Below are 25,599 nucleotides of genomic sequence, written 5' to 3'. Positions count from 1 at the left end.
CTTTGAATGCTGTTCTATCGCTGTCCCTTCGGGGGATGGAGGAAAGTCCGGGCAACACAGAGCATCCTGCTTCCTAACAGGAAGGGCGCAGTAATGCGTACGGAAAGTGCCACAGAAAATAAACTACCCGGGTGCGCAGCATCTGGGAAAAGGTGAAAACGTGAGGTAAGAGCTCACGGCTTTGTATGGCGACATGCATCGCGGTAAACCCCAGGAGTTGAAAGACCAAATAAGCTGATGATTAAGGGCTGCTCGTCCTTGTGCGGTTTTCGCCGGCGCGTCAGCGGGTAGGTCGTTAGAGCCTGACAGCGATGTCAGGAGAAGATAAATGATAGAAGCTCAGCTTGCTGAGAACAGAACCCGGCTTACAGGCAACAACAAAGCCGCTGCGCAAAAACGCAGCGGCTTTGTCTTTTAAAATAGTGATATTGGCCGGATAAATGGTATAAAAAAACTGTATATATTTGTATACATTTTTAAAACATTATGTAGCCTGTTGCGTTTCAAACCTAGAGCATTATGGCAAAAATTCTTATTGTTGACGACGAGCGTGCAATACGCAATACACTGAGGGAAATACTGGAATACGAAGATTATGAGGTAGAAGATGTAGATAACGGGATAGACGGGCTGGAGATCATCAAGAAGAGCAATCTCGACCTTGTACTTTGTGACATCAAGATGAACCGGATGGACGGGATGGAAGTCCTTTCGGAGGGTCTTGCGGTAAAACCAGATCTTCCTTTTATTATGATTTCGGGCCATGGCACGATTGAGACTGCTGTGGAAGCCAGTAAAAAGGGCGCGTACGATTTTATATCCAAACCACCCGATCTGAACCGTCTGCTGATAACGGTGCGGAATGCGCTTGAGCGCGGTAATCTGGTAACAGAAACCAAAGTTCTAAAGCGTAAAGTAAGCAAAGTAAGAGAGATACTTGGCGACTCACCCGCCATACAAAAAATTAAAGATACCATTGACCGGGTTGCCCCTACCGATGCTCGAGTCCTGATCACAGGTGCAAACGGAAGCGGCAAGGAGCTGGTAGCCCGATGGCTTCACGAGAAATCGCACCGCGCTAACGGCCCCATCATCGAGGTGAACTGTGCGGCAATCCCTTCTGAACTGATCGAGAGCGAGCTGTTCGGGCATGAGAAAGGCTCGTTCACCTCAGCAGTAAAACAACGGATCGGCAAGTTTGAACAAGCCAACGGAGGCACCCTCTTCCTTGACGAAATTGGCGACATGAGCCACTCTGCCCAGGCAAAGGTTCTGCGGGCTTTGCAGGAAAGCAAGATAACACGGGTTGGAGGCGAGAAGGAGATTGAAGTAGATGTAAGGGTTGTAGCCGCTACCAATAAAGACTTGCTGAAAGAAATCGAGGATGGCAACTTCCGGATGGACTTGTACCACCGGCTGAGCGTGATCCTGATCCATGTGCCGCCGCTCACTGAGCGGAAGGAGGATATTCCGATCATTGCAGGCAGCTTCTGCGAAGAGATCTGCGCCGAATACGGCATGCCGCCCAAGAAGTTCAGCGAAGGCGCTATGGAAGCACTGAAGTCGCTCCCCTGGACCGGAAACATCCGTGAGCTTAGGAACATGATCGAGCGTCTGATCATCCTGAGCGACAAGGTCATCACCGAGAACGACGTCTTCACCTTTGCCAATCCTGCAGGTCCGCAGAGCAGCGAAGCAAAAACGCAGCATGTGCAGACTTCCTATATGGACTTTGACCGCTTTGCTAGCTTCCAGGAATACAAGGACCAGGCCGAGAAAGATTATATCAAGTACAAGCTCGAAAAGAATAACTGGAACGTGTCGAAGACTGCCGATGATATTGACATTCAAAGAAGTCACCTTTACAGCAAGATCGACAAGTACGGTTTAAAACGGTCAGAATAGTATATATAGTTTATAAATCCCGATCCCACCCGCTCCTGCGATGTGGGATCTTTTTTTGCCTGCGGCCCGTGTCGCACCAGCTATCAGCTTTTGGCTATCAGCCATCAGCTATCGGCTATCAGCTTTCGGCTTTTGGCTATCAGCCTTCAGATTCTGTGTTAAGAACCAAATAAAGGAAAAATAATTATTACTATTTTTGTATAACCAAGGCGGCCTTGAGCCAGCCTGTTTAGAGTAGCGATCTTTGATTGCTACTCTAACTATTTTAAGCTGTTTGTCGTTCTACATTCTTTAGTACCGGTACTTTTTGTAAATAGTCTTTATCGTAGAGGTTGCCATTCCGGTAAAGAGTGAACATCAAGGCCAGCAGTTTTCTTTGCACAGCTACCGCAGCTTTCATCTTAATACTTTGTTTCTCTATAATCCTGAGGTAGACCGCCTTAAAGTGGGGATCATGCCTGATAGCAGTAAGGGCAGGAAAATGCATTGCTTTCCTAAGATGCCTGTTCCCTCTTTTAGATATTTGAGCCTTTCCCTTTACTGAAGTGCCGGATTGTTTCTCTTTTACGTCTAGGCCAGCGTAGGCGGTCAGTTGTCTTTGATTACGGATAAGATCAAAGCCGTTAGTTTCTGCCAGTACGGTCACTGCCGTTAGAGGGCCTACACCTGGAATGCTAGTGAGAAGTTTGACTGCTGCGCTTACTTTTTGATTTTCAAGCAGCATTTCACTGATTTCGGTCCAGATCTCTGTTGCCTGATCCTTTAACAACTTCAGCCGTATCTCAAGCCTGCTAAGAGTACCTTGATTAGGCTCTGCTTCAGCCATTTCAGCATGCTTCTGATTTTGTAGTTGGGTTAACTCCTGCTGCAGCTGATCCCTCTCTCGGGTAAGCTGCCTGAGCCGTTTATAGAGAGGAGATGGGCGCTTCCAGTTTTCCAGCTTGCGTTCTAAACCAAACAGGCAGATCGCTTCACTGGCACTTTTGTCTGTAATAGTCCTTACCTGCAAGGTTCTGAAGTAATTACTGATCTTATTGGGAAGGATGATACTTACTGCACATTCTTGCCCGACAAGATAGTAGGCTAGTGCTTCATGATACACTCCTGTAGATTCCATCACGTAACGTACCTCTACTTGTTCATCGGTATACTTCTTTACCCATTCACGCAGGTCATTAAATCCTTTGCTGTTATTGGTGAAAGTTTTATGTCCGGAAAGCTGGGGAGTCCATTGCTGGTCCATTTTTCCTAGTGATACAACTAATTCTTTTTGGGCTACATCAATGCCCACGACTTGCTTTACTACGATTTTCATACCAATTCTCTTTTTTCAAAGTGAAAGTCTCTCTCCGTTTTTTCTCCTGGTTGGATATCCTGGATATACCCCTATCGGTATTCCTTACATTCTGTTCAAACTCTAAGAGAGTAAAAAGGATGAGGCTGAGATCTGAAAGTCTGCATACCTTGAGGTTGCTTAGCGATCAGTGTGCTCTCACCCTTTTTCACTTTTTTCTTCAAATTTATCGGTATCTTATCTCTTTTATCTCCTCAATATCTGCACTTTTCTTTACCCTGCAAACATAGGAGCTATCGGCTATCAGCTATCAGAGTCTGCTTTGAGCTTTCTGCTTTCAGCTTTGAGATTCGCTTATAACTTTTAACTTTGTATTATGATTCGACAAATACAGACTTCCCGCTTTCTTGTTTTGAGTTTACTGATCGTTGCCGCAGCATGCACAAGAGCTCTGCCTTTACTGCTTCCCAATATCTGGAACTTCACGGCAGTTGGAGCACTGGCTGTATTTGCGGGTGCGCAAATTGAGAACAAGAAACTTGCATTTCTGATGCCTTTGCTGGCCATGATCATTTCAGATCTTTTCCTGGGCTGGGATTCAACAAGGCCTGTTGTATATGCCGCATTTGTATGCATGGTAGGCTGCGGAGTGATGATCACCAGAAAGGTGAGCCCGGTTTCAATTGCGCTGGCGTCAATTGCAGGAGCTGTGATCTTCTATCTGATCACCAATTTCGCATTTCTTTATCCCTGGTACCCCCACAACCTTCAGGGAGTAATTGAATCATACATCATGGGACTTCCTTTCCTGCGTAACATGCTGATTGCAGACGCTATTTACGGCACGCTTCTTTTCGGAGGCTTCTATCTCCTGGAGAAAAGATACCCTGCGCTGGCCGTATAGCCTGCCTGTTCAGCTTTCCCGCACCTGTCCCTGTCCTACTGCCAGCCATTTGTAGCTGGTGAGTTCAGCCAGGGCCATAGGTCCCCTAGCGTGTAATTTCTGGGTGCTGATGCCTATTTCTGCCCCCAGTCCGAACTGTGCACCGTCCGTAAAGGCAGTCGAAGCGTTGGCATAGACCGCGGCCGCATCAACAGAGCTGAGAAAGGTCTGCATATTCTCATCGCTTTCCGAAACGATTGCTTCGCTGTGCCTTGAACTAAATCGCTCAATATGATCAAGTGCCTCAGCAAGAGAACTAACGGTCTTTACAGCCAGCTTATAGTCAAGAAACTCCGTACCAAAATGCCGCTCGTCTGCCTGTTGCAGCAAGTCAGACGGGTAAGCTCCGCTCAATGAGTGAAAGGCCGGCTCGTCCGCATATACGGTCACGTTTGCCCCGGCAAGGGCTGAAGTGAGCGCCGGAAGATCGGCAAGCCTGGCCTCATGAACAATGAGGCAGTCGAGTGCGTTGCAAACGCTTACCCTCCTTGTCTTTGCATTAAAGACGATCCGCTTTCCTTTCTCCAGGTCAGCCGTTTCATCGAAGTAGGTATGCACAATTCCCGCACCCGTTTCGATAACAGGCACTCTGGCGTTCTGCCTTACGTAATCAATCAGCGCCTGACTTCCGCGCGGAATCAGGACATCCACGTATTCTGTAGCCTGCAAGAGCGCCTCGGTAGCTGTCCTGTCGGCAGGCAGCAGCACCAGAACAGACGGGTCTACACCATTTCTGGTCAGCACTTCATGGATAACAGACACGATTGCCTCATTGGAAAACACCGCATCACTCCCCCTTTCAGCACACATACGTTCCCGCTCTTAAAACAAAGTGAAAAGACATCAAACGTAACGTTAGGGCGGGCTTCATAGATCACCCCCACCACTCCAAGCGGAACCGTTACCTTACTAAGCGATAGCCCGTTGGATAATGTTCTCTCCATTAATACCTTACCAAGCGGCGACTCCATGGCTGCCACATTGCGCATATCATCCGCTATGCTTTCGATCCGCTTTTCTGTCAGTTTCAGACGGTCATATTTAGGATCCTGCGAGTCCATCCTTTCCAGATCCCTCTGATTTTCTTTGAGGAGAAACGGTATCCGGCGAACTGTTTCGTCAGCCAGGTCATTCAGAACGTGAGTCAGTTTTGCGTTATCGAGAACACGGAGAGCGCGGCTTGCCTTCCGGGCGGATGTAAAGAGGGATAGAAGTTCCATAACCTAACTAATGTCGGGATTTATAAACAAATAATCGTAATGAACCAGCGCTTTTTGATTCTGCAGGCCAATAAGTGCGCTTGCCTTCTCTGATCCATATTCAGCAATTCCGAGGCCCACCTGGTGCAGGCTCTCGTCCACCAGTTTGATGATGTCACCCTTTTTAAAGTCCTGTAGGATGGCCACTACACCAACCGGAAGAAGACTGCTTGCCCTTGAAGACAACAGCGCCTGCCGGGCACCAGCATTGATCTGCACCACTCCTTTTGCATAGTTCTCAGAGCTGGCAATCCAGCGCTTCTTTCCGGAGGCCTTGCGTGCCGGCACAAAGCAGGTATTGAGCACCTCGTCGCTGACAAGCTTCAGGAGCACATCCTCTGTTTTACCATTGGCAATATGAACCGCTATACCGAGTTTAGCTGTTTTATGCGCAATGCCCGACTTGGTAACCATTCCTCCCCTGCCGAACTGAGATTTCCTGGTGGTGATAAAGCTGCTGAAATCAGAAAAAGAAGGATCCACGTACCGGATCACCTCGGCGCCGGGCAAAGAAGGATCCCCGTTAAAGATGCCGTCGACATTTGTCAGGATGATGAGCGCATCGGCTCTGAGCATGGACGCGATCAGGCCTGCCAGCTCATCATTATCAGTGAACATCAGCTCGGTGACCGAGATCACGTCGTTTTCATTCACAATAGGGATCACATTATTCTGAAGTAGAATGCCGAAGCAATTCTTCATATTCAGATAGTGAAGCCGGTCGCGAAAGTCCTCACGCGTAACCAGGACCTGCGCACAGAGCAAGCCATGATTACCAAACTTCTCGGAGTAGGTATTGATGAGCTTCACCTGACCGATAGCGGCAAAAAGCTGACGGGTTGCCACAGCATCAAACTTCTCACCTACAGACGAAAGTACGCTCCTGCCTGATGCAACAGCGCCCGAAGAAACAATGATCACCTCTTTGTCCTGCTCTTTGAGAGCAGCAACCTGTCCTGCAATATGTTCAATCCGCTCAATATCAGGAAGTCCGTCATCACGGGTCAGTACGTTAGACCCTATCTTGATCACGATGCGCTTATAGTTTAAGTCCATACAGCCTTAAAACTAAGAAAAACATCGGTGAGCTGAGCACTCAAAGGGGCACGAATTTAATTGTATATCCTCGCGGGCGTCGAACAGTCAGGACATGATCAGAAGAAAGATGCATGAGCGGCACGCACAAATGCGTTGAAAGCGGGGGAGAAATACCTGTTTAAGGAGGGCGTTGACCCCGTGATGCCGTTCTGGTACAGGATTTGAACATCATGGTGTAAACCTATGTAAAACAAAAATCAGAATTATGAGATTTATCAGCACCCGTTTCCACGGAGTATTAGATTACTTAATGGGAATTTTCTTACTGGCAGCCCCCTGGCTGTTAAACTTTAACGACGGAGGAGCGGCGCAATATGTTCCCATGATCGTCGGCGCCATGATCATCCTGTTATCTTTCTTTACCAACTACGAGGCAGACTTGTCAAAGACCATCTCCATGTCTACCCACCTGACGATGGATATCCTTGCAGGGATCGTGCTGGCAGCATCTCCATGGCTGTTCGGGTTCGCCTCTGAGGTCTATCTGCCGCACCTGATACTGGGTATCATGGAAATTGGAGCCGGACTCTTCACCGCACGCACTCCGCACACCAGTCACTATGCACATACTACCGGGGTCCGTCATGCCCATTAGTCTTTAATTAAAAGAATAAAAAGTAAAGGCAGGCCGCTGAGCCTGCCTTTACTTTTTATTCTATCCCAGGTACGACTTCATCACCATATCATACTCCTCGGGGGTGAAATAAATAAGAGGCTCCTCCTCGGTATGAGAGGCTTCTATGGTGAGCTTTGTTCCTCCGGGATATGGTGCTATCTCAATTACTCTTCTTTTTTCAAACCGCGTTGGTTTTCCATCTATCAGGATCATAAAAAAATCGGATGCCATAGTGTATGTTATTCGGTGGTAGTTCGTTCTTTGGGAATAATACTAATAGTGCCATCCTTTTCCAGAACAGCGTAGCGGATCTGATCAAGGCTCTCAACCCCCTGAAATTTACGTCCAGCTTCCAGTATGTCGTCAAGCTGAAGCCTTGATTTCTCAATTCGCTCCATCAGGGGCTTACCGTCTTTCACAATGATCAGCGGGACACCGTTCAGGATGTTATCGAGGCTTTTGTAACGATTCGTAAAAAGGGACACGACAATATCAATGAACACCAGGGTGGTAATGGCCATCATCCCCCCGGTGATAGAGCGGTCGTCATCAAGGAGCGCCTGTTGGGTTGCCTCACTGATGATGAGAAGCAGCACCAGATCAAAGGTCGTCATCTCGCCTACTGTACGTTTGCCGCCCAGGCGAAGGATGATGAATATAAAAATGTAGATAACGGCGGAACGCAGAATGATAGAATCCATATCAAGCTCCTAAAAATATATAAACTGTTTGATGGTCTTTTTCCTGCCGTTCAGGCGGATAGTGAGCTCCTGACGGCCCCAGTCTTCGGGCTGCAGATAGATGGTAATATCCGACGGGAAGCGGGAGGCAAACTTCAGACGAAGCATTCCATCGAGCTGGTCCATCGACTCGGGCTCAGGGTTCACAGAAGTGATCATCGCCTTTTTCAGGTAATCAGAGTTGATCCAGAGAGAAGAGTCGCGCGCCAAGCCGCTTGTATGGATATTTATTTCCGAGCTCATGGAATACCTGAGATACCGTTCGTAACGTACCGACAACGTTGCATCGCCTTCTGTGCGCTCAGTAAAGAGTCCCGTACCAAAAAGACCGAGCACGCCTGCCAGGAGAAAAAGGCCCATGGCCACCCACCCTATCCGTAATACAGGCCATTCTGCCCGCTCAAAGTCGGTATACGCTTCCAGATCCGATAGTTTTTTTTCCATGAGGTTCCTATATGCTCCTAACTAAAAAGCCATCCCTTTGTTTTGCGATAACCAGCTGTCGACAGCAGAAAATGACAACAAAGCCGGCAGCCGCTTGTTAATCACATAAACACTACAACTATGAGCACACAAGACGGAAATCAATGGAACGCACCCGAGAACAAGCCAAAAGGGAAAGGAAGCGACCCGAAGCTGCCCGGGGAAGGCGGTGAAGACCTGATCAGAAAAGGTGCACGGCAGGAAGATCAGCTGGACACCCTGAAGCCAGGCCCGGAAGATAAGAAGGCTCCTAACCAGGCGGGCAGCCCTCCAGCAGGACACGTAGACCAGGGAAACGAATAGGATTCCATACAGCTGAAGCAAAGATAAATGAGTACCTTCGTTATTTTTAAACGAAGGTACTATATGAAATTTAAGTCTTTGCTCACGGCTGCCGCTGTTTCTTCCATTGGCGTTTGCAGCATCAGCGAACAGGTTAGCGCCCAGGCTAAAGCACCGAAGGATTTTAAGGTGACTGCAGAAGCATTTGCAGATTTGCAGCTTTTACGATACCAGGTCCCCGGCTTCGAAAAGCTCACACTGCAACAGAAGAAACTTGCATACTATCTTACCGAGGCCGGCTTATCCGGACGCGATATCATCTATGATCAGAGAGGCAAGTATAACCTCCTCATCCGGAAGACCATTGAGAACATCTACAGCACCTATCAAGGCGACCGTAAGTCAGACAACTGGAACAAGTTCAGGGAGTATTGCGGCCGGTTCTGGTTCAGCAATGGCAACCATCACCATTATGGCAACGAGAAGTTCATTCCGGGCCATTCTTTCGCCTATTTCAGCGAGCTGGTAAAGAAGTCAGATGCCGCCGGTTTCCCGAAGCAAAAAGGAGAAACAACAGAGGCGTTCCTCAGCCGCCTGCGGCCCATTATCTTCGACCCTGCGTTCCAGCCTAAGATGGTCGATCTCTCGCCAGATAAAGACAATATCGTAGCTTCCTCTAACAATTTTTATGAGGGAGTAACGCAGAAGGAGGTTGAAGACTTCTACTCCACATTCAGCACAAATGGCAACGCACCCTCATGGGGCATCAACTCCAAGCTCGTAAAACAAAACGGCAGGATCACGGAGAAGACCTGGAAAGTTGGCGGAATGTACGGGGAGGCGCTCAGCAAGATCGTGTACTGGCTTGATAAGGCAAGTACCGTGGCCGAAAATGAGCAGCAGCGCAATGCCCTTAAGAAGCTGATCAAGTTTTACCAGACCGGCGATCTGAAAGATTTTGACGCTTACAGCATTGCCTGGGTAGCCGATACCGCTTCCACCATTGATGCAACAAACGGATTCATTGAAGTCTATAACGATGCTATTGGAAAACGCGGAAGCTTTGAAAGCGTAGTTTCGCTTAAAGATTTCGAAGCAACGAAAAGAATTAAAGCCATAGCCAGCCAGGCGCAATGGTTCGAAGACCACTCGCCTTTAATGCCCGAGCATAAGAAGAAGCAGGTAAAAGGCATTACAGCGAAAGCCATCACAGTCATTTCAGAGGCTGGCGATGCAGCTCCCTCTACTCCTATCGGCATTAACCTGCCCAATGCCGACTGGATCCGCAAGGAGCATGGCTCTAAATCCGTTTCCCTGAGTAATATTGTTCATGCTTACAACGAAGTAAGCAGTGTGGGGGGTACGCTGGAAGAATTTGCTTATGGCGACGAGGTGAAGGCCCGTATCCGCAAGTATGGGGCGCTGTCTTCTGACCTGCATACAGACATGCACGAGTGTATAGGCCATGCATCAGGACAGATCAATCCGGGAGTAGAAACAACCGATAAAACACTCAAGAACTATGCATCGGCGCTAGAGGAAGCGCGTGCCGACCTGGTGGCCCTCTACTACGTGCTCGATCCGAAGCTTATTGAGATTGGAGTGATGCCGAACCTCGAAGTGGGGAAAGCAGAATACGACAGTTACATCATGAACGGTCTTATTTCGCAGCTCACGCGGCTGAAGCTGGGCGACAACCTGGAAGAAGCGCACATGCGCAACCGCCAGCTGAACGCCATGTGGGTCTACCAGATGGGCAAAAAGGATAACGTCATTGAAATGATCAAGGTAAACGGTAAGACCTATACCAGGATCAACGACTACAACAAGCTGCGCGAGCTCTTCGGTCAGCTGCTGAGGGAAATCCAGCGTGTAAAATCTGAAGGCGACTACGAAGGCGGCAAAAAGCTGATCGAAACGTATGGAGTAAAAGTAGATCAGGAACTTTTAAAAGAAGTGCTAGATCGCTATTCAAAATTAGGCGTCAAAGCTTATAAAGGCTTTATCCAGCCAAAGCTGACACCAGTAATGACAGGAGGAAAAATTACCGACGTCAAAGTGACTTACCCTGCATCATTCTATGATCAGATGATGGAGTACGGAAAGAAATACAGCTTTCTGCCGGTGATCAATTAAGTAAAGACGATTTGTTATTTAAAATATTGCAAAGAGGCTGTATCAGGACTGATATCAGCCTCTTTTTCATTGCTATTCTATCCAACAATTCTTAGACTATCACCTCGTAAAGGAGTTAAACGGTTGAAAAGTAGCGGTTCGTTGGCATGAAGTAAGACAAGATTAACCTGCATTCATCTGCGAAGAGGACGGTAATATGCAATGCTCTTAAGTGCCGGAAGCATTGCCAGGCAATAGATCGATTGCTCGCCTCAGAAGTCTGAGTAGTCGGCCGGCCGCAAAAAAAGAATATCAATGTGCGATACATTATTCTGGTATTCTGGCCTGGCAGAGAGAGTTTTCCATTGCGGATCATTTCCAAACGCCTTCCAATGTTTATCCCGGTCCTCCCTGTTATTAAAAGCAGTCATGTACATCAGGTTAGGCATGTGCGAACCCGCTACTACGCTCGAGTAAAAGACAGCATTAAAGCCGAGGCGTTTAAACAGACCGATCTCGTCCCCCTCATTGAACATCCTCACTTTATTGACATGATATTTTTCGGTGGCACTCTCGTAACTGCGAAGCTCATAAACCCTGTCAGCCTTTTTCGCAGAAATCGTCGGTACCTCCGGAGCAGGCATGCCTGTAAAAGCTTTTAATATGATCGTTTCAATCCGGGTATAAGGGGCATTTTTAAAATCAGCATCCAGATAATTGCTGCCAGCCTTCAGATATTCCTTATTTTTATTCAGCCTATCGTCTATGCTGCTCATTTCATCCTGAGTACGAAACGGAATAAACACGTAAATACAACTATCAACCGTTTGTCCGGCAATCGGCTTAAGCACCCCTACATTCTTTATCCCTGCCGCATGCAAAGCCGGAACATACGCCTTTTGCAGATAGTCATTCAGCCTGCTTTCCTGAGCAGTCGTCGTAAAATGGTAGATCTTGAGTTGATAGAAATATTGAGGCGGCACCACTGCTGAAGCAGAGGAAACTGACAGCGCAGCTATCAGCAGAAAGAAATAAAAAGCGAGTGTTCTTGAGTAAGAGATTTTCATAAGCTGGTTTTAACTGGTAAAGAAGATGTGTGAACGTAAATATAGTAACTTTACCAACATGGAGACGGTTCCTATCCCTGATTCTTTAATAAACCATCGGCAGGTTGAAAGCGACGTCGATTTTGTACCCTATGTTTCAGAAACGGCGGTAATCAAAGGGCGGGCCATATTAAAAAGGCACATGATAAGCCTCATTACGGAGGGCGAAAAGGTGATGTATGTAGAGAACGACACCATTCATCTCTCTCCGGGTAAGCTCCTGATACTATCAGCAGGCAATACCCTGTTCACTGAACGACTAGGAAGGAATTCGCAGATCAAGAGTACGATGATCTTCTTTACTGATGCCGTATTGCTCAAATTGCAGCAAACGAGTCAGCCTGCCATCCCGCCCAAAAACGCTTCCCGTTCATTTATACTGTTCGACCGGGATCCTTACTTGCATGGCTATGTTGAGAGCGTAAATGTGTTGATAGAGCAGAGCATGCTGAGCCCTGCATTACAGAGGGTGAAGTTGAATGAGTTACTCTTATATCTGGAAAGCAAGTCGCCGGGTGCCCTGGCACAATTTCGAAGCAACGGCATGGTCAGCTCTGAGGAGGAGCGCATCCGCAAGGTGATGGAAGCGCACTGCCTGGCGCAGCTAAGCCTGTCGGAACTCGCTTTCCTTTGCCATATGAGTCTTCCGACGTTCAAGAGGAAGTTTGAACAGCTTTACCATGAAAGTCCGGCGCGCTGGTTGCAAATACAACGATTAACGATGGCAGCAGACCGCTTGCGTTCAAAAACAGCAAAGCCTGGAGAGGTGTACCTGGAGGCCGGTTATCAAAATCATTCCAGCTTTTCTAAAGCCTTTAAACAGTATTTTGGAGTACTGCCAAAAGACTACTTACATTGAGCTTTTAGACTTATTTTCTGAACTACCAGCACTAAAGCGGCTTTGGTTTAGCATGTAATTTTGAAAAAAGATCACGATGAACGAAGAAGCAAACAAAGCAATCGTAACGCGATATAACAAGGAAGTTATAGAAGGCGGCAACATGGAATTATTGAAAGGTTTAGTCAGTCCTTATTTTGTTAATCACTCAGGCGCTCCCGGCATGCCCGAAGGCGTGGACGGACTGATCTATTTCTTTACGCAGGTCCTGCATCGTTCCTTTTCCGATATCAAAGTTGAAATCAAAGAAATGCTGGCAGAAGGCAACAAGGTGGCCACCAGGAAAGAAATTACCGCAACGCATACCGGGCAATTGATGGGCATTCCGCCTACAGGCAAGGCCGTCACTTTAAAAGTAATCGACATTCTTGCAGTGGAGCACGGAAGGATTTCCGATCACTGGGGCGAGAATAACTTCATAAGCGTATTGCAAAGTTTATCGCAATAACACGGACAGGATATGAAATGGCCAAAAATTTAAAACTACATGTTACGCTGTAGCCAATATCGTAGAAAACATCAGCATTCGTCTTGATGACCTCTGATTCTTTTAGACGGTAAACCCGCTGTTCTGCACCTTCACTGATGAAATCGTCTTCACTGATGAGCCCCTCAAAAATAGGTATTAATCTATTAAAATGTGATTTAAAAATCCAGGCTTCTGTAGAATCAACGGTTATTGAGCTTCTTGCGCCTCTCTTCCGCCATATCCTCTATAAAAGACAGCTTGATCTCCTACCAGTCGTATAAGAGTGATCACACCCGCGATTTTGTCATTCATCCTTATTATCTGAAACAATATAATAATCAATGGTTTGTTTCTGCGTATCCGCCCGACAAACCCCATCTTTTAGGACTCGGTTAGTTTTTTGTAACTCTGCGGGTAGAGGTCACGAATGCTCTTGGGGTTAATGGTCATAATATTTGCAGGGCGTATTTCAACGACTGAGAGGGATTGACCTCATGCTTTTAGCAGATAGCAAAGGAGGAATAGATCATGCCTGCTCTTGTCGCTGCATCATGTGTTCCTGCAAAGAGGTAATTTTTTCGGCCCAGGTTATGCAAGGTTTTACATAACCTGGGCAGGCGTAACTTTTTGTTCGCGGGCTCCCAAGAGGGTGGCAAACGAATAACATGATCTATTCCTTTATGGGGAGCTGTAAAAAGAACAATATCAACGCCCAGGACTGACCCACAGATGTGCTGATACGGATTCCTTCTCATCATGCTTACAAGCTAAACGAGCTACTGCCACATCGATGGACTCCTTCTTAAAAACAATAATCGTCTTTTTTACAATAGCAAGCGAGGGTGGACAGCCGAACGTTGGGCGCTGCTCCGCCTTCTACAAAATCATTCCATAAGCTGCGCACTCAAACGGCGATGAAAATAGGCACTTACACAATAAATCCCAACTGATGGCCAGTCGGGATCTTTTCCTTAATCATTAATTTAGGTAAAAAAACTTTTATCTTTCTATGTTCATTAACAACCTCCTTTTTTTGCTCAAAGGCGTTTCAATGGTATAAAGGTAAGGCGATGCCATAAAGAGCGGCATGACGCCCGTCAGGATCGTTTATGATCCTTATCATAAACCTGGCATATCCGTATCGCCCTTATCAGAAAAGACTGTTGGTATACTCCATCTTGATGCGGCTCTGAAAATCCTCTATGGTCTTGAAAATCTCTTTGAGTGTCACCTGTTCAATCTTTGTCAGGCTGTTAGGGTCAATGTAGTTATCGGGTTCGGCATTGTCATGGATGATCTGACTCGCCTGCCTGCGCAGGCGCATGGCCATCAGGTAATAGTACGACTGATTTAACTCATGGTAGGCCGTCTCCGAAAAAACGCCGATCTCTTTCAGCGCCTTAAGCCGTTCCCCGGTGTTGACTTTAAATATCCGGTTCCGGAGGGCGTATACCCGCACCAGGTCTACAATAGGCGTCATCGCTTTCTTGATATCGAATACCTCCTGGCTTCCCACCGTGATGGTTCTGATATTCTTAAAGAATGAGGTGAGCGGGGGTTGATACTGAAGGGCATTTCTGGCCATGTAGAAAAACAGTTTCTCCATCGGCTGCTGCAGTTTCTCGTCAAGGAAAGCCCACAGTTCCTCCATGATCGACATCTCGCCATAGAGATACCGGCAATCAAAGAAAGTGGAGAACTTGATGACCGTCTCGGGAAGCGAGTCTTTCATCCAGCTCTCATAATTCCGCTTCCAGTGTGAGAGCGAATGTGTCCATGCCGGATTTTTGGCCATGAATCCCCCGGTACAAAAACTAAAGCCGATAAAGTTGAGCCGCTCCGACACGCTGTCAGCGAACTTCAGAAAGTATTCCCTTACCTCCTCGCGGTGCTCGTTTGCCTTATCTTCGTATATGATGGCATTGTCCTGGTCTGTTTTCAAGGTCTGTTCTTTCCGTCCCTCACTCCCCAGTACCATGAATACAAATTTTGCGGGAGGCTGGCCCATTTCGGCGATCACACCTTCAATCACCTTTTGGGCAATGGTATCGGCTACCGTGGTAATGATCTGGTTCACTATTTCAGCGTTGACTCCCCTGCCGATCAGCTGCGTGATCATCTGAGGCACCTGCTCCCATTTGCTTTTCAGTTCGTCTACCGATTGTGCGAGTTTAACCGACTGAATATAGACAAGCGGCGACTGGGCCTGCTCGGCCAGCAAGCGGTTCCGGCTGATCATCCCTTTATAGACGCCCTGATCTTCCACAAGGAGATAGCGCGTTTTGGTACTGAACATCATCAGAACAGCCTCATATACATAGGCCTGACTGCTGATCGTCATTACCGGGTTATCTATTACCGTTTCAACGGGGGCATTGTAATCTGCCCGCTGCCCGATCACCTTGTCGCGCAGGGTAATATCGGTTACATAACCCACTACATTCTGCTTGTCATCCCGCACGATCATGCAGCTGGTCTTATTGGCTGCCATCAGGCGCGCAGCTTCGTATATAGGAGCAGAAGCATCGCAGTAAACGATGTCGCGTGCCCCTACGCTTTCAATCTTCCTCGAATACAGTTGCTCTGAGGCGATGTAACTCTCCTCAAAGGAAGTCGGCTTTTTTGCGAAATGCGCGAACTCCTCGTTCAGCATCCTCTTGCCAAACTCGCCGGTAAAGTGGTGAAAGAACGCTTCATACGCGTGGCATAATGCCCTGAAGTCTTTCCTGGGAAGAAAATAAACGACGGTACCCTTTTTGGCGATGACGGTCCGGAGCGAGCGTTTCCGGTTCAGCAGGACCGACACGCCCCCATAGCAGAAACCTGAGTGGTGCTTCTCCGTAAGACGCTTGTTCTGCGCGGAGTCATAGAAAAACGACTCATACTCACCGCTGACGATGATGTCAACGCCTTTCATTTTGGTCACTTCCTGCTGGTAGATCTGGGTGTCTTTTGAATAACTTACCTCATGCAGCAGGTCGGCTACTCCCGCGAGGACTTCGTGGGGCAGTACGTTGAAAGGGATCACTCCTTTGAGAAACTCGGCTCGGTTCATAGAAGACAAACAAACAAAATCGTCAGCAAAAATACGATCAGGACGGGAATTCCATAGCCAAGATAGCGTGATTCTTGCTTAACTTTATCCATCACCTGTTGTTGCTTTTCGATTTTTTCGTCGTCAATATCTCCTCTTTTGACCAGCTCAAAGAAACATTCTGCTGTTGCTCTGGCGTCGTAGAAGGCATTATGCTGGTTTTCGAGCCTGCGGTGAAAGAGGGTAGAAAAGAGCTCTCCCAGCCGGAGGTACTTCACCTGAGGGTTGCGCACATAGTGGGTAGTGGCCACCATTGTACAGAAAGACGGCAAAGGCAAGACCGGATTCTCAATTCCTGTCCGGTAAAAATCGGCCCCGAGCATATGGATGTCAAGCTCTGTGAAATGCCCTACCAGCAGAGGTGAATACTGGATCATGTCCGCAGCAAGCTTTGACATCACCACGCTGCGCTCTTCACCATTCTTTTCACGGTACTCCTCGGTGATGCCATGAATTTTAAGGGCCGAAGGAGTGGAACAAAAGTCCTGGTCGCCGATATAATGGTCTTCCTGTTTAACCAGCTTCCCCTCGGCCGTGTAGATGAGCCAGGAAACCTGAACGACATGGGGCCAGTTGCTATCCTCCGAATACGGAACGTTCCATTTCTTAGGCAGGCCGGAAGCCTCAGTATCCAAAAACATTAAATACGGTCTCACCTTTCGTTTTGCTGATTAGTATGGACGGTTCCTACTGAGAGCATTCACCGCGCTCACAAATATAACTTCTTGCGCGAATTATTGTTGTAATAACGAAACAAAAACAGCATGCCTCCTTTCCATGTAAACATCCTGTTACTAAAAATGACGTACTGTTGATTATCAAACTGAGCGGCAGGCCAGAAAAACGGTATTTTTGTACACTTTTTGCATGACTTACTAGAAAATGGCGCGAAACAGATTTAATAGCGGAACTGCACCTGAACAGGAACTGAACAAAGCCAGGATAAATAAACAGACATTAAAAACAGCCGCCGGACTGCTGTCGTACCTCCGTCCCTACAGGTGGAAGTTCCTTACCGGTCTGGTTTTCCTATTCCTTTCAAGCTTAACCGGCCTGGCATTCCCTGCCCTGCTGGGCGCAATGATCGATGCTGCCAAGGGCGAACCGAAAGACTGGATGATCCCGGCCAGCATCAACACGATCGGCGTGATCTCGTTTGTCATCCTCTTCCTGCAGTCGGTAGTTTCTTTTTTCAGGATTCGTTTTTTTGTGGAGGTGGCCGAAAAGTCCATTGCAGACATCAGGAGAGACACCTACTTCAGACTGATCACCCTGCCGATGAACTTTTTTGCCAATCGCCGCGTGGGGGAGCTGAACAGCAGGCTTTCCGCCGACCTTAGCCAGATACAGGATACACTCACCACCACACTGGCGGAAATGGTGAGGCAACTGGTCCTTCTGGTTGGAGGCATCTCCCTTCTGGTCATTGTATCGCCCAAACTCACCATGTTTAACCTGGCCATCTTGCCCTTGCTTATCGTGTCGGCCGTGTTTTTCGGCAAGACAATCCGCAAAATCTCGCGGCAGGCACAGGACAAGCTGGCCGATTCAAATACCATTGTGGAAGAGACCCTGCAGGGGATCAGCAACGTAAAGGCGTTTGCAAATGAAGCGTACGAAGCTAACCGGTACGACCGCAGCCTCAGGGAGGTAGTCCGCATTGCCCTCAGGGGCGCTACCCTCAGAGGCGGCTTTGCCTCGTTCATCATATTTTGCCTTTTTGGCGCCATCGTCGGCGTCATCTGGTACGGCTCGGTCCTGGTGTCGCAGGGCGACCTGTCGGTTGGGAATCTCACTACTTATATTCTGTATTCTATGTTTGTGGGCGCTGCAATGGGTACTTTCCCTGAGCTTTATGCCAACGTGCAAAAGGCCCTCGGGTCAAGCGAACGTGTAATTGAGATCCTTGGAGAAAAAATGAACCGGTCTCGATCATCAGCGAGGAGAATGCTTCCCGCCAGTATCTGAAGGGGAACCTTGCTTTTGAGAACGTCCGCTTTGCCTATCCCTCCAGAAAAGAGATCACCGTGCTGCAGGGGCTGAGCTTTGAGGCACGTGCGGGAGAAAAGGTGGCCATCGTGGGGCCGAGCGGCGCGGGCAAGTCGACCATCGCCTCGCTCATCCTTCGCTTTTACGAACCGCAGCATGGCCATGTGCTATTTGATGGTAAGCCCGCCGATGAGTACGCGCTGACCGACATCCGTAACCAGGTAGCTATCGTGCCCCAGGATGTACTGTTATTTGGCGGCACTATTCGCGAAAACATCGCCTATGGCAAGCTGAACGCTACCGAAGAAGAGATCATCGCAGCCGCGCAGAAAGCCAATGCGCACAACTTCATCATGGGTCTCCCTGAAGCATATGATACGCTGGTTGGCGAGCGTGGCGTAAAACTTTCAGGCGGGCAGCGTCAGCGCATCGCAATCGCCAGAGCGCTGCTAAAAGACCCCGCCATCCTCATCCTGGATGAGGCAACCTCTTCCCTTGATTCTGAGTCAGAACGGCTGGTTCAGGAAGCGCTGGAAGTTTTAATGAAAGACCGCACCTCTGTTATCATTGCCCACCGCCTTTCTACCATCAGGGAGGCTGACAAAATCATCGTGCTGGAAAAAGGGAAAGTGGCCGAATCAGGGACACATGAGGAACTGATCAAAAATGAAGAGGGACTGTACCGGTATCTGAGCCAGCTGCAGTTTGAAGCTTAGCGGCCCTTCATCTGGCCTGACCTACAGAATTTTTACAATGGATTTTTAGACAACCATTACATCTTCCCCTCTGTTTGGTTATCTTACAAAACGACGCGGCTCAAAGAAGCTGTTGCCGGAACACTTAGTGGCTTAAAATGAAATTAACAATATGGGGTGCAGCCCGGCAGGTGACCGGCAGTATGCACCTGCTTGAAGTAAACAACTATAAAATCCTGATAGACTGCGGCCTCGACTATGAGCGGGATACGCGGCTTGAAGAAAACGCTTTTTTTCCCTTTGATCCCGCAGAGATCGATGTAGTCATTCTTACTCACGCTCATATTGATCACTCAGGGAACTTACCAACCCTCATCCGCGAAGGCTTTGAAGGGCAGATCCTCTGCACCGCTCCTACTGCAGAATTAACAGAGCTGCTGCTGCTTGATGCAGTTAATATCTACGCAAATCGTCAGCATAAAAGCCGGAAACGCGCAAGGGGCAGGCGTCACCGCCAGCCAGACTCGAAGCCGCCTCTGTACCTGCAGAAGCATGTGATGGATACAGCGGAGCGCTTTGTCACCATTCCGTTTAACAAGCCTTTCAGGATTAATGGCGATATAGAGGCAGAGCTGATCCCTTCCGGCCATCTTTTGGGTGCCGCATCTGTCGTGCTGACAGTTGAAGAAGCTGGAAAAAAACGGAAGATCGCCTTTACGGGCGATATGGGCAGGAAAGACTACCCCGTCATTGCCGACCCTGAAGACCTGCCGCCGGTCGACTTCCTGGTATGCGAGTCAACTTACGGTGGCCGTCACCACAGTGCCACGGAGACCGTTCAACAGGTACTGCTCAGAACAATAGAAGAGACCTGCATTAAAAATCCGGGAAGGCTGATCATCCCGGCCTTCAGTATCGGGCGCACACAGGCACTCGTGTTTTCGCTTAACAAGATCTTCTCTGAGGGTCTCCTGCCGCGCGTCAAAATCTTCGTCGACAGTCCCCTTGCGAATTATGCAACGGAGATATTCCGTAAATACCATCACCTGCTGAACGAAGAAGCGCAGGAGTTCTACAGACAGCGTGGTGACGAATTTGAGTTCGACAACCTCCACTACGTGCAGAACATGCAGGAAAGCCGCGAGCTCTCCAATTATTTCGAGCCCTCCATTATCGTTTCTTCAGCCGGCATGCTCGAAGGGGGACGAATACAGGACCACCTCTTTTATAACATTCAGAACTACTATTGTACCATCCTGTTTATTGGCTATAGTGCAAAAGGGACACTGGGACACCGCTTATTACGGGGAGACCCGGTTGTCCATATCCGCGACCGTGAACTCGCCGTATATGCCAGCATCCGTCAGACGGACGTTTTGAGCGGTCATGCGGATCACAAAGATCTTTTGGAGCTTGTAAAAAAGCAGGACGAGAGCACTCTGCGCCAGGTGTTTCTGGTTCACGGAGAGCCGGCAGCTATGAGCGCTCTCGGCGCAGAGCTCAAAGAACTGGGGTATGCTGTAAGCACGCCCGGGAAAGGTCAAACCTTCGAACTGTGAAACAATTCCTTCACCTACCCGCGGAATCAGTACATTTGCCGCAAAGGCTTAATTAAAAACGAATAACCCACGCATAGAATGAAAAGGTGCCTGTTTATTTTCGGCTTCCTGTTTTCGCAGCTTGCCTTCGGGCAGGAGGACTACTGGCAGCAGAAACTTGCTTATACAATCAACGTGACCCTGAACGACCAGGACAAGACGCTGCAGGGCAACGAGAAGATCGTTTATAAGAACAATTCGCCCCAGTCGCTCGATTTTATCTGGTTTCACATCTGGCCCAACTCCTATAAAGACCGGAATACGGCCCTTTTTCAGCAACTGAAAAAAGATAAAGAGCACCGCGGCAAGCTCAACCAGTATGCAATGGGTTATATAGAGGGATTAAATTTTACAGTGAACGGGTCTAAAGCCCAGACCGAAGCCCATCCGCAGCATATCGATATCCTGAAGGTGCTGCTGCCTTCGCCTCTGCGTCCCGGGGATTCCGTTACTATCGCCACTGATTTCAAGGTAAAGCTTCCCTCCTTTTTCTCCAGGTCGGGTTATTCCTCCAACGAATTCATGATCTGCCAGTGGTATCCCAAACCCGCTGTGTTCGATAAGCAGGGATGGCACGAATTTCCCTACCTCAATATGGGCGAGTTTTATAGCGAATACGCCTCGTACGACGTAAATATTTCTCTTCCTGCATCTTACGTAGTCTCAGCTACAGGCGTTCTTCAGACAAAAAAAGAACTGGAAGCATATAAGGCGGCTGGAAAAAAGAATAACGACAGCAACAGCCTGGGCTGGACGCGCTATATCCCCGAAGCGGGCGCCTCAACCAAAACGCTCCATTACAAGGCCGACAGCGTTCCTGACTTTGCCTGGTTCGCTTCTAAAGATTTTATCATACAATATGACCGGATGGGCCTCCGGTCGGGACGTCAGGTCGATGTGTTTACATTCTTCTTCGACAAAGACAACACGCCATGGAGCAGAAGTGCGGACTTTGTTAAAGACGCTGTAACCAGATACAGCTCATGGATAGGCGATTATGAGTACCCGGTGGTGCAGGCAATTGAAGGCCCTGCTAATAATTCGAGCGGCGGCATGGAGTACCCGATGGTAACCCTGATTACCAGTCCGGACAGCAAAACTGAGTCTTTGGATGGCGTGATCGCCCACGAAGTGGGACATAACTGGTTCATGAGCATGCTCGGGTCGAACGAGCGTGACCATCCCTGGCAGGACGAAGGCCTGAACACCTATTTCCAGCTGCGCTACGAGGCCGAAAAATACCGGGCGAACTCTATCTTTGGAAACAACATCCCCGCCTATATACGGCGGCTCAATGCCGAAGACTTTCAGGACCGCACCTACGGTGTAATGGCTACGATCGCGATGAAGCCTGCTATGGATACTCCATCTGATGCCTTCCGCAATACCAACGATTATAGTGTAGCGTCTTATATCAAACCTGCACTGTGGATATATCGCCTGCAGGAGTCTGTGGGAGCAGAAGGAGTGAACAAGGCGTTCAGGAACTATTTCAGCCAATGGAAGTTCCGCCATCCCGCCCCGCAAGACATGAAGGCATCTTTTGAACAAGCCCTCGGCTTCAAACTCGACGCCTGGTTCGGGCTTCTCAGCAAGCCGGGGCCGCTATAGCAGCAGCTCACGTACAACCTGCGGAACACCTTCGCCCGCTTTCATCTTCACAGACTCGATACCGCTGACGCCGGCAACCTTCGGCGCTTTGGGATCAATGAGGATCTTTCTTGCCTGCCGGGGAACGAAGTTGACCAGGCCCGCAGCCGGGTAAACAAGCAGCGATGTGCCGATGATCATAAAGATGTCGGCCTGCGCAGCCAGCCGAGCTGCCTCTTCGATCATCGGAACAGGCTCGCCGAACCATACTACATGGGGCCGCAGCTGAGAACCCAGCTCGCACTTCTCTCCCATCTTCAGTTCCCAGCCTTCAACAGGATACGTAAGAGCAGGATTTGCCGAAGACTGCGATCTGGTGATGATGCCATGCAGGTGAACGATGTGTGAGGACCCGGCCCGCTCGTGCAGATCGTCGATGTTCTGGGTAATGATCGTTACTTCATATCGGGCCTCCAGCGCCACAAGAGCCTTGTGCGCTGCATTGGGCAGGGCCTCCAGTACGGCTTTTCTGCGGAGGTTGTAAAAGTGCTGAACCAGCACCGGATCGCGGTCCCAGGCTTCGGGCGTTGCTACATCATTTACGTCGTAACCTTCCCACAGCCCGTCGGCGTCGCGGAATGTATTTAACCCGCTCTCTGCTGATATACCGGCACCGGTCAGAATAACGATCTTCTTTTTCATGGCAATCTCTTGTTTGTCGACTTTCAGGAATTAACCTTAATATTGCGCGCAAATTAGCAAGAATAATGAAAAAGCCAGATAGCATCATTTTCGATATGGATGGAACCCTGTGGGATCCGATGGATCTCTATGTAGCATCCTGGAATAATGGTCTTAAGATGTCAGGAGTAGAAAAGACCTTAACAAAAGAAGACATCAAGCCGCTCATGGGAATGGAAGGCCGGAAGGTACTGGAAATCACGCTCCCCGAGTATGACGAAAATGAACGCACCGAAATCTATAAAGTGATCAATGAGCAGCGCCGCACCCTGATGGAACAGGGCGAAGGAACACTTTTCGACGGTATGGCTGAAGGCCTGCGCGAACTTTCTTCACGATACAAGCTGTTCATTGTGAGTAACTGCCCTGCCGGCATCATTCAGGTGTTTATGAAAAGGGCAGGTATTGAAGAATATATCACCGACGAGATGGCGTACGGTGTGAACTTCATGCCCAAACATCATAATATTCAGATCCTGCGCGAAAAACATGACCTCCTTAACCCTGTTTACGTGGGCGACACAGAAGGCGACCGCGAACAGAGCGAGAAAGCAGGCATTCCCTTCGTATTCATCTCCTGCGGTTTTGGCAGCGTCGACAAGTACGACCAGGCATTTGACGACTTCAGGAGCCTTACCCGGTATTTCATGGACCTGAAATAGCCGGAACAAATCGGCCGGGAGCTTGTTAACCAGAAAAGCACAAACAAGCTTATGAAAGAGAATATAGCAGGAGAAAACAAGCCGGCAGACGGCAACGCTTTTTTTATTGAGGCGGCAATAAGTGAGGGCGGCCCCAGAAAGCTGAAAGTTGTGCCTTCAGGAGATCGCTTTCTGATTTATGATGAGGGGCATCATCTGGGCGCCATTGAACAGCACGAAGGCGAATGGAAGCTGGTTGACGGCGAGCTGACCAGCGGAGCTATACAGACAGTAGGCAAAGCTATAGGCCGCTTAAAGCAATAGGAATATTTTATTCCTATTCTTTTTTCGGCAGTACATGCTTAAATTTCAGGCATGAAAACTAACGATGCCGAAAGAAGAAGCTTTATAAAAAAAGCCGCAGTTGGGGGCCTGCTAAGTCTCAGCCTTCCCAATATCGTTCTGTCAGCTTTTGCTGCTGATAAGGTAAAGAAAATAGCACTGAACAAAGGCGATGTAATTCTCTTTCAGGGAGATTCGATCACTGATGCAGGCCGGACCAGGACTGAAACTTCGTTTAATAACGTCAAAGCCCTTGGCAGCGGTTATGCCTTTCTTGCAGCAGCAGACCTCCTGAACAACTTCCCGCAAAAAGACCTGAAGATATACAACCGGGGCATCAGTGGAAATAAAGTCTATCAGCTTGCCGAAAGGTGGGACACGGATACGATCGGGCTGAAGCCTTCGGTTCTGAGTATACTGGTGGGCGTAAACGACTACTGGCACATGAAGAACGGCAACTATTCGGGCACTATTAAAACATACAGAGACGACTTCAGGGCACTTCTGGAGCGAACAAAGCAAAAATTGCCGGACCTGAAGCTGATCATTGGCGAGCCTTATGTTTTGCCCGGCACCTCGGTAGATAAGTCGTGGTTCCCCGCCTTTCATGAATACCGATATGTAGCGCGCGAACTTGCAGACAGTTTTAAGGCTACCTTTATCCCCTATCAGACGGTGTACGACGAGGCCCTGAAGGCAGCACCGGCCTCCTACTGGACACCCGACGGAGTGCATCCGAGTATCGCCGGAGCACGCCTGATGTCGGTAGCCTGGCAGGAAGCGATCAAATAACCCGGCTTTTATTATAAGGGCCGCTTAAGCGCCTCAAGGGTTGCTTAAGCGGCTTTAGCTCACACGCGCCCATAAGCCAGCCGGGAGCTCCTTTTAATTTTCATGGAAGACATCGCGCCAGATGAACCGGTCGGTCATAATTCCTTTGGGATGTTCCCTTTTTACGTTAAATCCGAGCCAGTTGGCCGGGGCAATCACTCTGTTGTCTTTCTCACTCAGATAAGCTGCCCACCAGGAGAACGTACTGTTTGAGATGATGGCAATGTCGGCATGCTGGATCAGCTGGAAGTCTGTGATTTCGTCGTTTTCGGAAAACAGATAATTATCAGCTGTACCGAACTGCTCTTTAACATAGGCAATATCGTCGCTGACAAAGATAACTTTATACTGATCGATATTGTCGATCCTGCTCAGCTCCCGTTTGAAGAAACTGACAGGAATCGAGATGTCCCTCTTTCCGTACGTGAGATAGTCGGTCCTTCTGATATGAACGGCAATGGTGCGGTTCTCCCTGAACAGCGATCCGAATTCCTTTTGAAACCGCTCGCGATATTTCTTCTTCACACTGATCCGGTAGGGTTTGTCAAGCCTTTTAAGATACCAGTCCGTTTGAAAATAGCCGTTGTAAATCGCATCATCGAGAACCTCGATCTCCTTTGGCGCCACCAGGTTTTGCAGGCAGACTTCCTTAAACCCCCATATCCGGGCCAGCACGCGCGTAATCACCGAATATACCTTAGAACCCAGGATCAGATTGTACCATCCCAGATCAAAATACTTTTCGATATAGGCATGATGAGGATTTGGAAAAAAATAGATTAGTTTCCTGTTTCGGGACTTGAGATACAAAAAGAAATAAAACTGAAACAACTGATTGCCAAGACGTCCTTTAAAATTTACTCCGACCAT

Annotated in this window: 24 protein-coding genes, 1 other RNA gene and 2 pseudogenes; 15 read left to right on the top strand and 12 right to left on the bottom strand. The window is 48.5% G+C overall.

The genetic code is table 11. The features are described 5' to 3' along the window. Positions 1–2 precede the first annotated feature (2 nt). Both rnpB and ACES2C_RS16450 read left to right on the top strand, forming a co-directional pair. Positions 3–382, top strand: an RNA gene (gene rnpB, locus ACES2C_RS16455) — RNase P RNA component class A. A gap of 137 nt (positions 383–519) precedes the next feature. Then, on the top strand, positions 520–1,905 hold the full coding sequence (locus ACES2C_RS16450; protein ID WP_374164161.1) for a sigma-54-dependent transcriptional regulator: 1,386 nt from the start codon (positions 520–522) through the stop codon (positions 1,903–1,905). Between the two features lie 265 nt (positions 1,906–2,170). On the opposite strand, the gene ACES2C_RS16445 is transcribed toward ACES2C_RS16450, so the two are convergent. Further along, positions 2,171–3,220, bottom strand: coding sequence for an IS110 family transposase (locus tag ACES2C_RS16445; protein WP_374164160.1), 1,050 nt, complete (start codon positions 3,218–3,220; stop codon positions 2,171–2,173). A gap of 355 nt (positions 3,221–3,575) precedes the next feature. Between ACES2C_RS16445 and ACES2C_RS16440 the strand changes: the two genes are divergently transcribed. Continuing rightward, entirely contained in the window at positions 3,576–4,103 is a 528-nt protein-coding gene (locus ACES2C_RS16440) for a DUF6580 family putative transport protein (protein WP_374164159.1), read from the top strand. Positions 4,104–4,112: 9 nt separating this feature from the next. Here ACES2C_RS16440 and ACES2C_RS16435 read toward each other — a convergent pair. Next, a pseudogene (locus tag ACES2C_RS16435) lies at positions 4,113–5,362 on the bottom strand (glutamate-5-semialdehyde dehydrogenase). Between the two features lie 3 nt (positions 5,363–5,365). Beyond that, positions 5,366–6,457, bottom strand: coding sequence for a glutamate 5-kinase (proB, locus tag ACES2C_RS16430; RefSeq protein WP_374164158.1), 1,092 nt, complete (start codon positions 6,455–6,457; stop codon positions 5,366–5,368). Positions 6,458–6,704: 247 nt separating this feature from the next. Here proB and ACES2C_RS16425 point away from each other — a divergent pair, with 247 nt between their 5' ends. Further along, positions 6,705–7,094, top strand: coding sequence for an SPW repeat protein (locus ACES2C_RS16425; protein ID WP_374164157.1), 390 nt, complete (start codon positions 6,705–6,707; stop codon positions 7,092–7,094). A 60-nt stretch (positions 7,095–7,154) separates the two neighbouring features. Here the strand turns inward: ACES2C_RS16425 and ACES2C_RS16420 are convergent, their stop codons facing one another. From ACES2C_RS16420 to ACES2C_RS16410, 3 genes are read right to left on the bottom strand one after another with little or no spacing between them, the layout of a single operon-like run. Beyond that, positions 7,155–7,346 carry a hypothetical protein gene (locus tag ACES2C_RS16420; RefSeq protein WP_374164156.1) on the bottom strand — a complete coding sequence of 64 codons (192 nt, stop codon included), beginning with the start codon at positions 7,344–7,346 and terminating at the stop codon, positions 7,155–7,157. 8 nt (positions 7,347–7,354) lie between these two features. Beyond that, positions 7,355–7,816: a DUF421 domain-containing protein gene (locus ACES2C_RS16415; RefSeq protein ID WP_374164155.1), complete on the bottom strand. Its 462-nt coding sequence runs from the start codon at positions 7,814–7,816 to the stop codon at positions 7,355–7,357. Between the two features lie 9 nt (positions 7,817–7,825). Next, positions 7,826–8,299, bottom strand: coding sequence for a hypothetical protein (locus ACES2C_RS16410; protein ID WP_374164154.1), 474 nt, complete (start codon positions 8,297–8,299; stop codon positions 7,826–7,828). 120 nt (positions 8,300–8,419) lie between these two features. Between ACES2C_RS16410 and ACES2C_RS16405 the strand changes: the two genes are divergently transcribed. Together ACES2C_RS16405 and ACES2C_RS16400 are read left to right on the top strand one after the other, a co-directional pair. Further along, positions 8,420–8,641, top strand: coding sequence for a hypothetical protein (locus ACES2C_RS16405; RefSeq protein ID WP_374164153.1), 222 nt, complete (start codon positions 8,420–8,422; stop codon positions 8,639–8,641). Between the two features lie 63 nt (positions 8,642–8,704). Beyond that, a complete protein-coding gene (locus tag ACES2C_RS16400; RefSeq protein ID WP_374164152.1) occupies positions 8,705–10,756 on the top strand; it encodes a dihydrofolate reductase in 2,052 nt (683 codons plus the stop codon). Positions 10,757–11,007: 251 nt separating this feature from the next. Here ACES2C_RS16400 and ACES2C_RS16395 read toward each other — a convergent pair whose 3' ends face one another. Beyond that, positions 11,008–11,802 (bottom strand): NIPSNAP family protein, encoded by a 795-nt coding sequence (locus tag ACES2C_RS16395; protein WP_374164151.1) that lies wholly within the window; start codon positions 11,800–11,802, stop codon positions 11,008–11,010. Between the two features lie 25 nt (positions 11,803–11,827). On the opposite strand from ACES2C_RS16395, the gene ACES2C_RS16390 reads away from it, so the two are divergent. Together ACES2C_RS16390 and ACES2C_RS16385 are read left to right on the top strand one after the other, a co-directional pair. After that, positions 11,828–12,700 carry a helix-turn-helix domain-containing protein gene (locus ACES2C_RS16390; protein WP_374164150.1) on the top strand — a complete coding sequence of 291 codons (873 nt, stop codon included), beginning with the start codon at positions 11,828–11,830 and terminating at the stop codon, positions 12,698–12,700. Positions 12,701–12,776: 76 nt separating this feature from the next. Continuing rightward, a complete protein-coding gene (locus ACES2C_RS16385) occupies positions 12,777–13,187 on the top strand; it encodes an ester cyclase (protein WP_374164149.1) in 411 nt (136 codons plus the stop codon). 402 nt (positions 13,188–13,589) lie between these two features. Here ACES2C_RS16385 and ACES2C_RS16380 read toward each other — a convergent pair. From ACES2C_RS16380 to ACES2C_RS16370, 3 genes and pseudogenes are all read right to left on the bottom strand, one after another. Next, positions 13,590–13,795 (bottom strand): annotated as a pseudogene (locus tag ACES2C_RS16380) (IS66 family transposase); the annotation flags it as partial. Between the two features lie 563 nt (positions 13,796–14,358). Next, positions 14,359–16,263: a DUF294 nucleotidyltransferase-like domain-containing protein gene (locus tag ACES2C_RS16375; RefSeq protein ID WP_374164148.1), complete on the bottom strand. Its 1,905-nt coding sequence runs from the start codon at positions 16,261–16,263 to the stop codon at positions 14,359–14,361. After that, complete coding sequence (locus ACES2C_RS16370) at positions 16,260–16,943, bottom strand: exonuclease domain-containing protein (RefSeq protein WP_374164147.1); 684 nt, start codon at positions 16,941–16,943, stop codon at positions 16,260–16,262. The genes ACES2C_RS16375 and ACES2C_RS16370 overlap by 4 nt, the downstream gene beginning before the upstream one ends. A gap of 241 nt (positions 16,944–17,184) precedes the next feature. Between ACES2C_RS16370 and ACES2C_RS16365 the strand changes: the two genes are divergently transcribed. The 4 genes from ACES2C_RS16365 to ACES2C_RS16350 all read left to right on the top strand — a co-directional run bounded on the left by ACES2C_RS16365 (position 17,185) and on the right by ACES2C_RS16350 (position 22,195). Beyond that, entirely contained in the window at positions 17,185–18,270 is a 1,086-nt protein-coding gene (locus tag ACES2C_RS16365; RefSeq protein WP_374164146.1) for an ABC transporter transmembrane domain-containing protein, read from the top strand. A gap of 59 nt (positions 18,271–18,329) precedes the next feature. Then, positions 18,330–19,007, top strand: a complete 678-nt coding sequence (locus tag ACES2C_RS16360) for an ABC transporter ATP-binding protein (RefSeq protein ID WP_374164145.1) — start codon at positions 18,330–18,332, stop codon at positions 19,005–19,007. A 137-nt stretch (positions 19,008–19,144) separates the two neighbouring features. Next, positions 19,145–20,545, top strand: a complete 1,401-nt coding sequence (locus tag ACES2C_RS16355) for an MBL fold metallo-hydrolase (protein ID WP_374164144.1) — start codon at positions 19,145–19,147, stop codon at positions 20,543–20,545. Positions 20,546–20,623: 78 nt separating this feature from the next. Then, entirely contained in the window at positions 20,624–22,195 is a 1,572-nt protein-coding gene (locus tag ACES2C_RS16350; RefSeq protein ID WP_374164143.1) for a M1 family metallopeptidase, read from the top strand. Here ACES2C_RS16350 and ACES2C_RS16345 read toward each other — a convergent pair. Next, positions 22,190–22,876, bottom strand: coding sequence for an NAD-dependent deacylase (locus ACES2C_RS16345; protein WP_374164142.1), 687 nt, complete (start codon positions 22,874–22,876; stop codon positions 22,190–22,192). The two genes, ACES2C_RS16350 and ACES2C_RS16345, sit on opposite strands and share 6 nt — an antisense overlap. Positions 22,877–22,941: 65 nt before the next feature. Between ACES2C_RS16345 and ACES2C_RS16340 the strand changes: the two genes are divergently transcribed. Genes ACES2C_RS16340 through ACES2C_RS16330 form a run of 3 tightly spaced genes read left to right on the top strand, consistent with a single transcriptional unit; the run spans position 22,942 to position 24,690 of the window. Next, positions 22,942–23,577: an HAD family hydrolase gene (locus ACES2C_RS16340; protein WP_374164141.1), complete on the top strand. Its 636-nt coding sequence runs from the start codon at positions 22,942–22,944 to the stop codon at positions 23,575–23,577. Positions 23,578–23,628: 51 nt separating this feature from the next. Next, positions 23,629–23,880: a hypothetical protein gene (locus tag ACES2C_RS16335; protein WP_374164140.1), complete on the top strand. Its 252-nt coding sequence runs from the start codon at positions 23,629–23,631 to the stop codon at positions 23,878–23,880. 51 nt (positions 23,881–23,931) lie between these two features. Further along, the gene (locus tag ACES2C_RS16330; RefSeq protein WP_374164139.1) at positions 23,932–24,690 is read left to right on the top strand and encodes an SGNH/GDSL hydrolase family protein; all 759 of its coding nucleotides are present in this window, start codon (positions 23,932–23,934) and stop codon (positions 24,688–24,690) included. Between the two features lie 93 nt (positions 24,691–24,783). On the opposite strand, the gene ACES2C_RS16325 is transcribed toward ACES2C_RS16330, so the two are convergent. Next, a complete protein-coding gene (locus tag ACES2C_RS16325; protein WP_374164138.1) occupies positions 24,784–25,599 on the bottom strand; it encodes an alpha-1,2-fucosyltransferase in 816 nt (271 codons plus the stop codon).

This window comes from Arcticibacter sp. MXS-1 (genome assembly GCF_041902385.1).
Classification (GTDB): domain Bacteria; phylum Bacteroidota; class Bacteroidia; order Sphingobacteriales; family Sphingobacteriaceae; genus Arcticibacter.
This window is presented reverse-complemented; position numbering and strand designations above follow the sequence as displayed.

Coding starts and splice junctions, on each gene's coding strand:
- ACES2C_RS16450 (WP_374164161.1), top strand. CDS start 520: ATGGCAAAAATTCTTATTGTTGACGACGAGCGTGCAATACGCAATACA.
- ACES2C_RS16445 (WP_374164160.1), bottom strand. CDS start 3,220: ATGAAAATCGTAGTAAAGCAAGTCGTGGGCATTGATGTAGCCCAAAAA.
- ACES2C_RS16440 (WP_374164159.1), top strand. CDS start 3,576: ATGATTCGACAAATACAGACTTCCCGCTTTCTTGTTTTGAGTTTACTG.
- proB (WP_374164158.1), bottom strand. CDS start 6,457: ATGGACTTAAACTATAAGCGCATCGTGATCAAGATAGGGTCTAACGTA.
- ACES2C_RS16425 (WP_374164157.1), top strand. CDS start 6,705: ATGAGATTTATCAGCACCCGTTTCCACGGAGTATTAGATTACTTAATG.
- ACES2C_RS16420 (WP_374164156.1), bottom strand. CDS start 7,346: ATGGCATCCGATTTTTTTATGATCCTGATAGATGGAAAACCAACGCGG.
- ACES2C_RS16415 (WP_374164155.1), bottom strand. CDS start 7,816: ATGGATTCTATCATTCTGCGTTCCGCCGTTATCTACATTTTTATATTC.
- ACES2C_RS16410 (WP_374164154.1), bottom strand. CDS start 8,299: ATGGAAAAAAAACTATCGGATCTGGAAGCGTATACCGACTTTGAGCGG.
- ACES2C_RS16405 (WP_374164153.1), top strand. CDS start 8,420: ATGAGCACACAAGACGGAAATCAATGGAACGCACCCGAGAACAAGCCA.
- ACES2C_RS16400 (WP_374164152.1), top strand. CDS start 8,705: ATGAAATTTAAGTCTTTGCTCACGGCTGCCGCTGTTTCTTCCATTGGC.
- ACES2C_RS16395 (WP_374164151.1), bottom strand. CDS start 11,802: ATGAAAATCTCTTACTCAAGAACACTCGCTTTTTATTTCTTTCTGCTG.
- ACES2C_RS16390 (WP_374164150.1), top strand. CDS start 11,828: ATGTGTGAACGTAAATATAGTAACTTTACCAACATGGAGACGGTTCCT.
- ACES2C_RS16385 (WP_374164149.1), top strand. CDS start 12,777: ATGAACGAAGAAGCAAACAAAGCAATCGTAACGCGATATAACAAGGAA.
- ACES2C_RS16375 (WP_374164148.1), bottom strand. CDS start 16,263: ATGAACCGAGCCGAGTTTCTCAAAGGAGTGATCCCTTTCAACGTACTG.
- ACES2C_RS16370 (WP_374164147.1), bottom strand. CDS start 16,943: ATGTTTTTGGATACTGAGGCTTCCGGCCTGCCTAAGAAATGGAACGTT.
- ACES2C_RS16365 (WP_374164146.1), top strand. CDS start 17,185: ATGGCGCGAAACAGATTTAATAGCGGAACTGCACCTGAACAGGAACTG.
- ACES2C_RS16355 (WP_374164144.1), top strand. CDS start 19,145: ATGAAATTAACAATATGGGGTGCAGCCCGGCAGGTGACCGGCAGTATG.
- ACES2C_RS16350 (WP_374164143.1), top strand. CDS start 20,624: ATGAAAAGGTGCCTGTTTATTTTCGGCTTCCTGTTTTCGCAGCTTGCC.
- ACES2C_RS16345 (WP_374164142.1), bottom strand. CDS start 22,876: ATGAAAAAGAAGATCGTTATTCTGACCGGTGCCGGTATATCAGCAGAG.
- ACES2C_RS16340 (WP_374164141.1), top strand. CDS start 22,942: ATGAAAAAGCCAGATAGCATCATTTTCGATATGGATGGAACCCTGTGG.
- ACES2C_RS16335 (WP_374164140.1), top strand. CDS start 23,629: ATGAAAGAGAATATAGCAGGAGAAAACAAGCCGGCAGACGGCAACGCT.
- ACES2C_RS16330 (WP_374164139.1), top strand. CDS start 23,932: ATGAAAACTAACGATGCCGAAAGAAGAAGCTTTATAAAAAAAGCCGCA.
- ACES2C_RS16325 (WP_374164138.1), bottom strand. CDS start 25,599: ATGGTCGGAGTAAATTTTAAAGGACGTCTTGGCAATCAGTTGTTTCAG.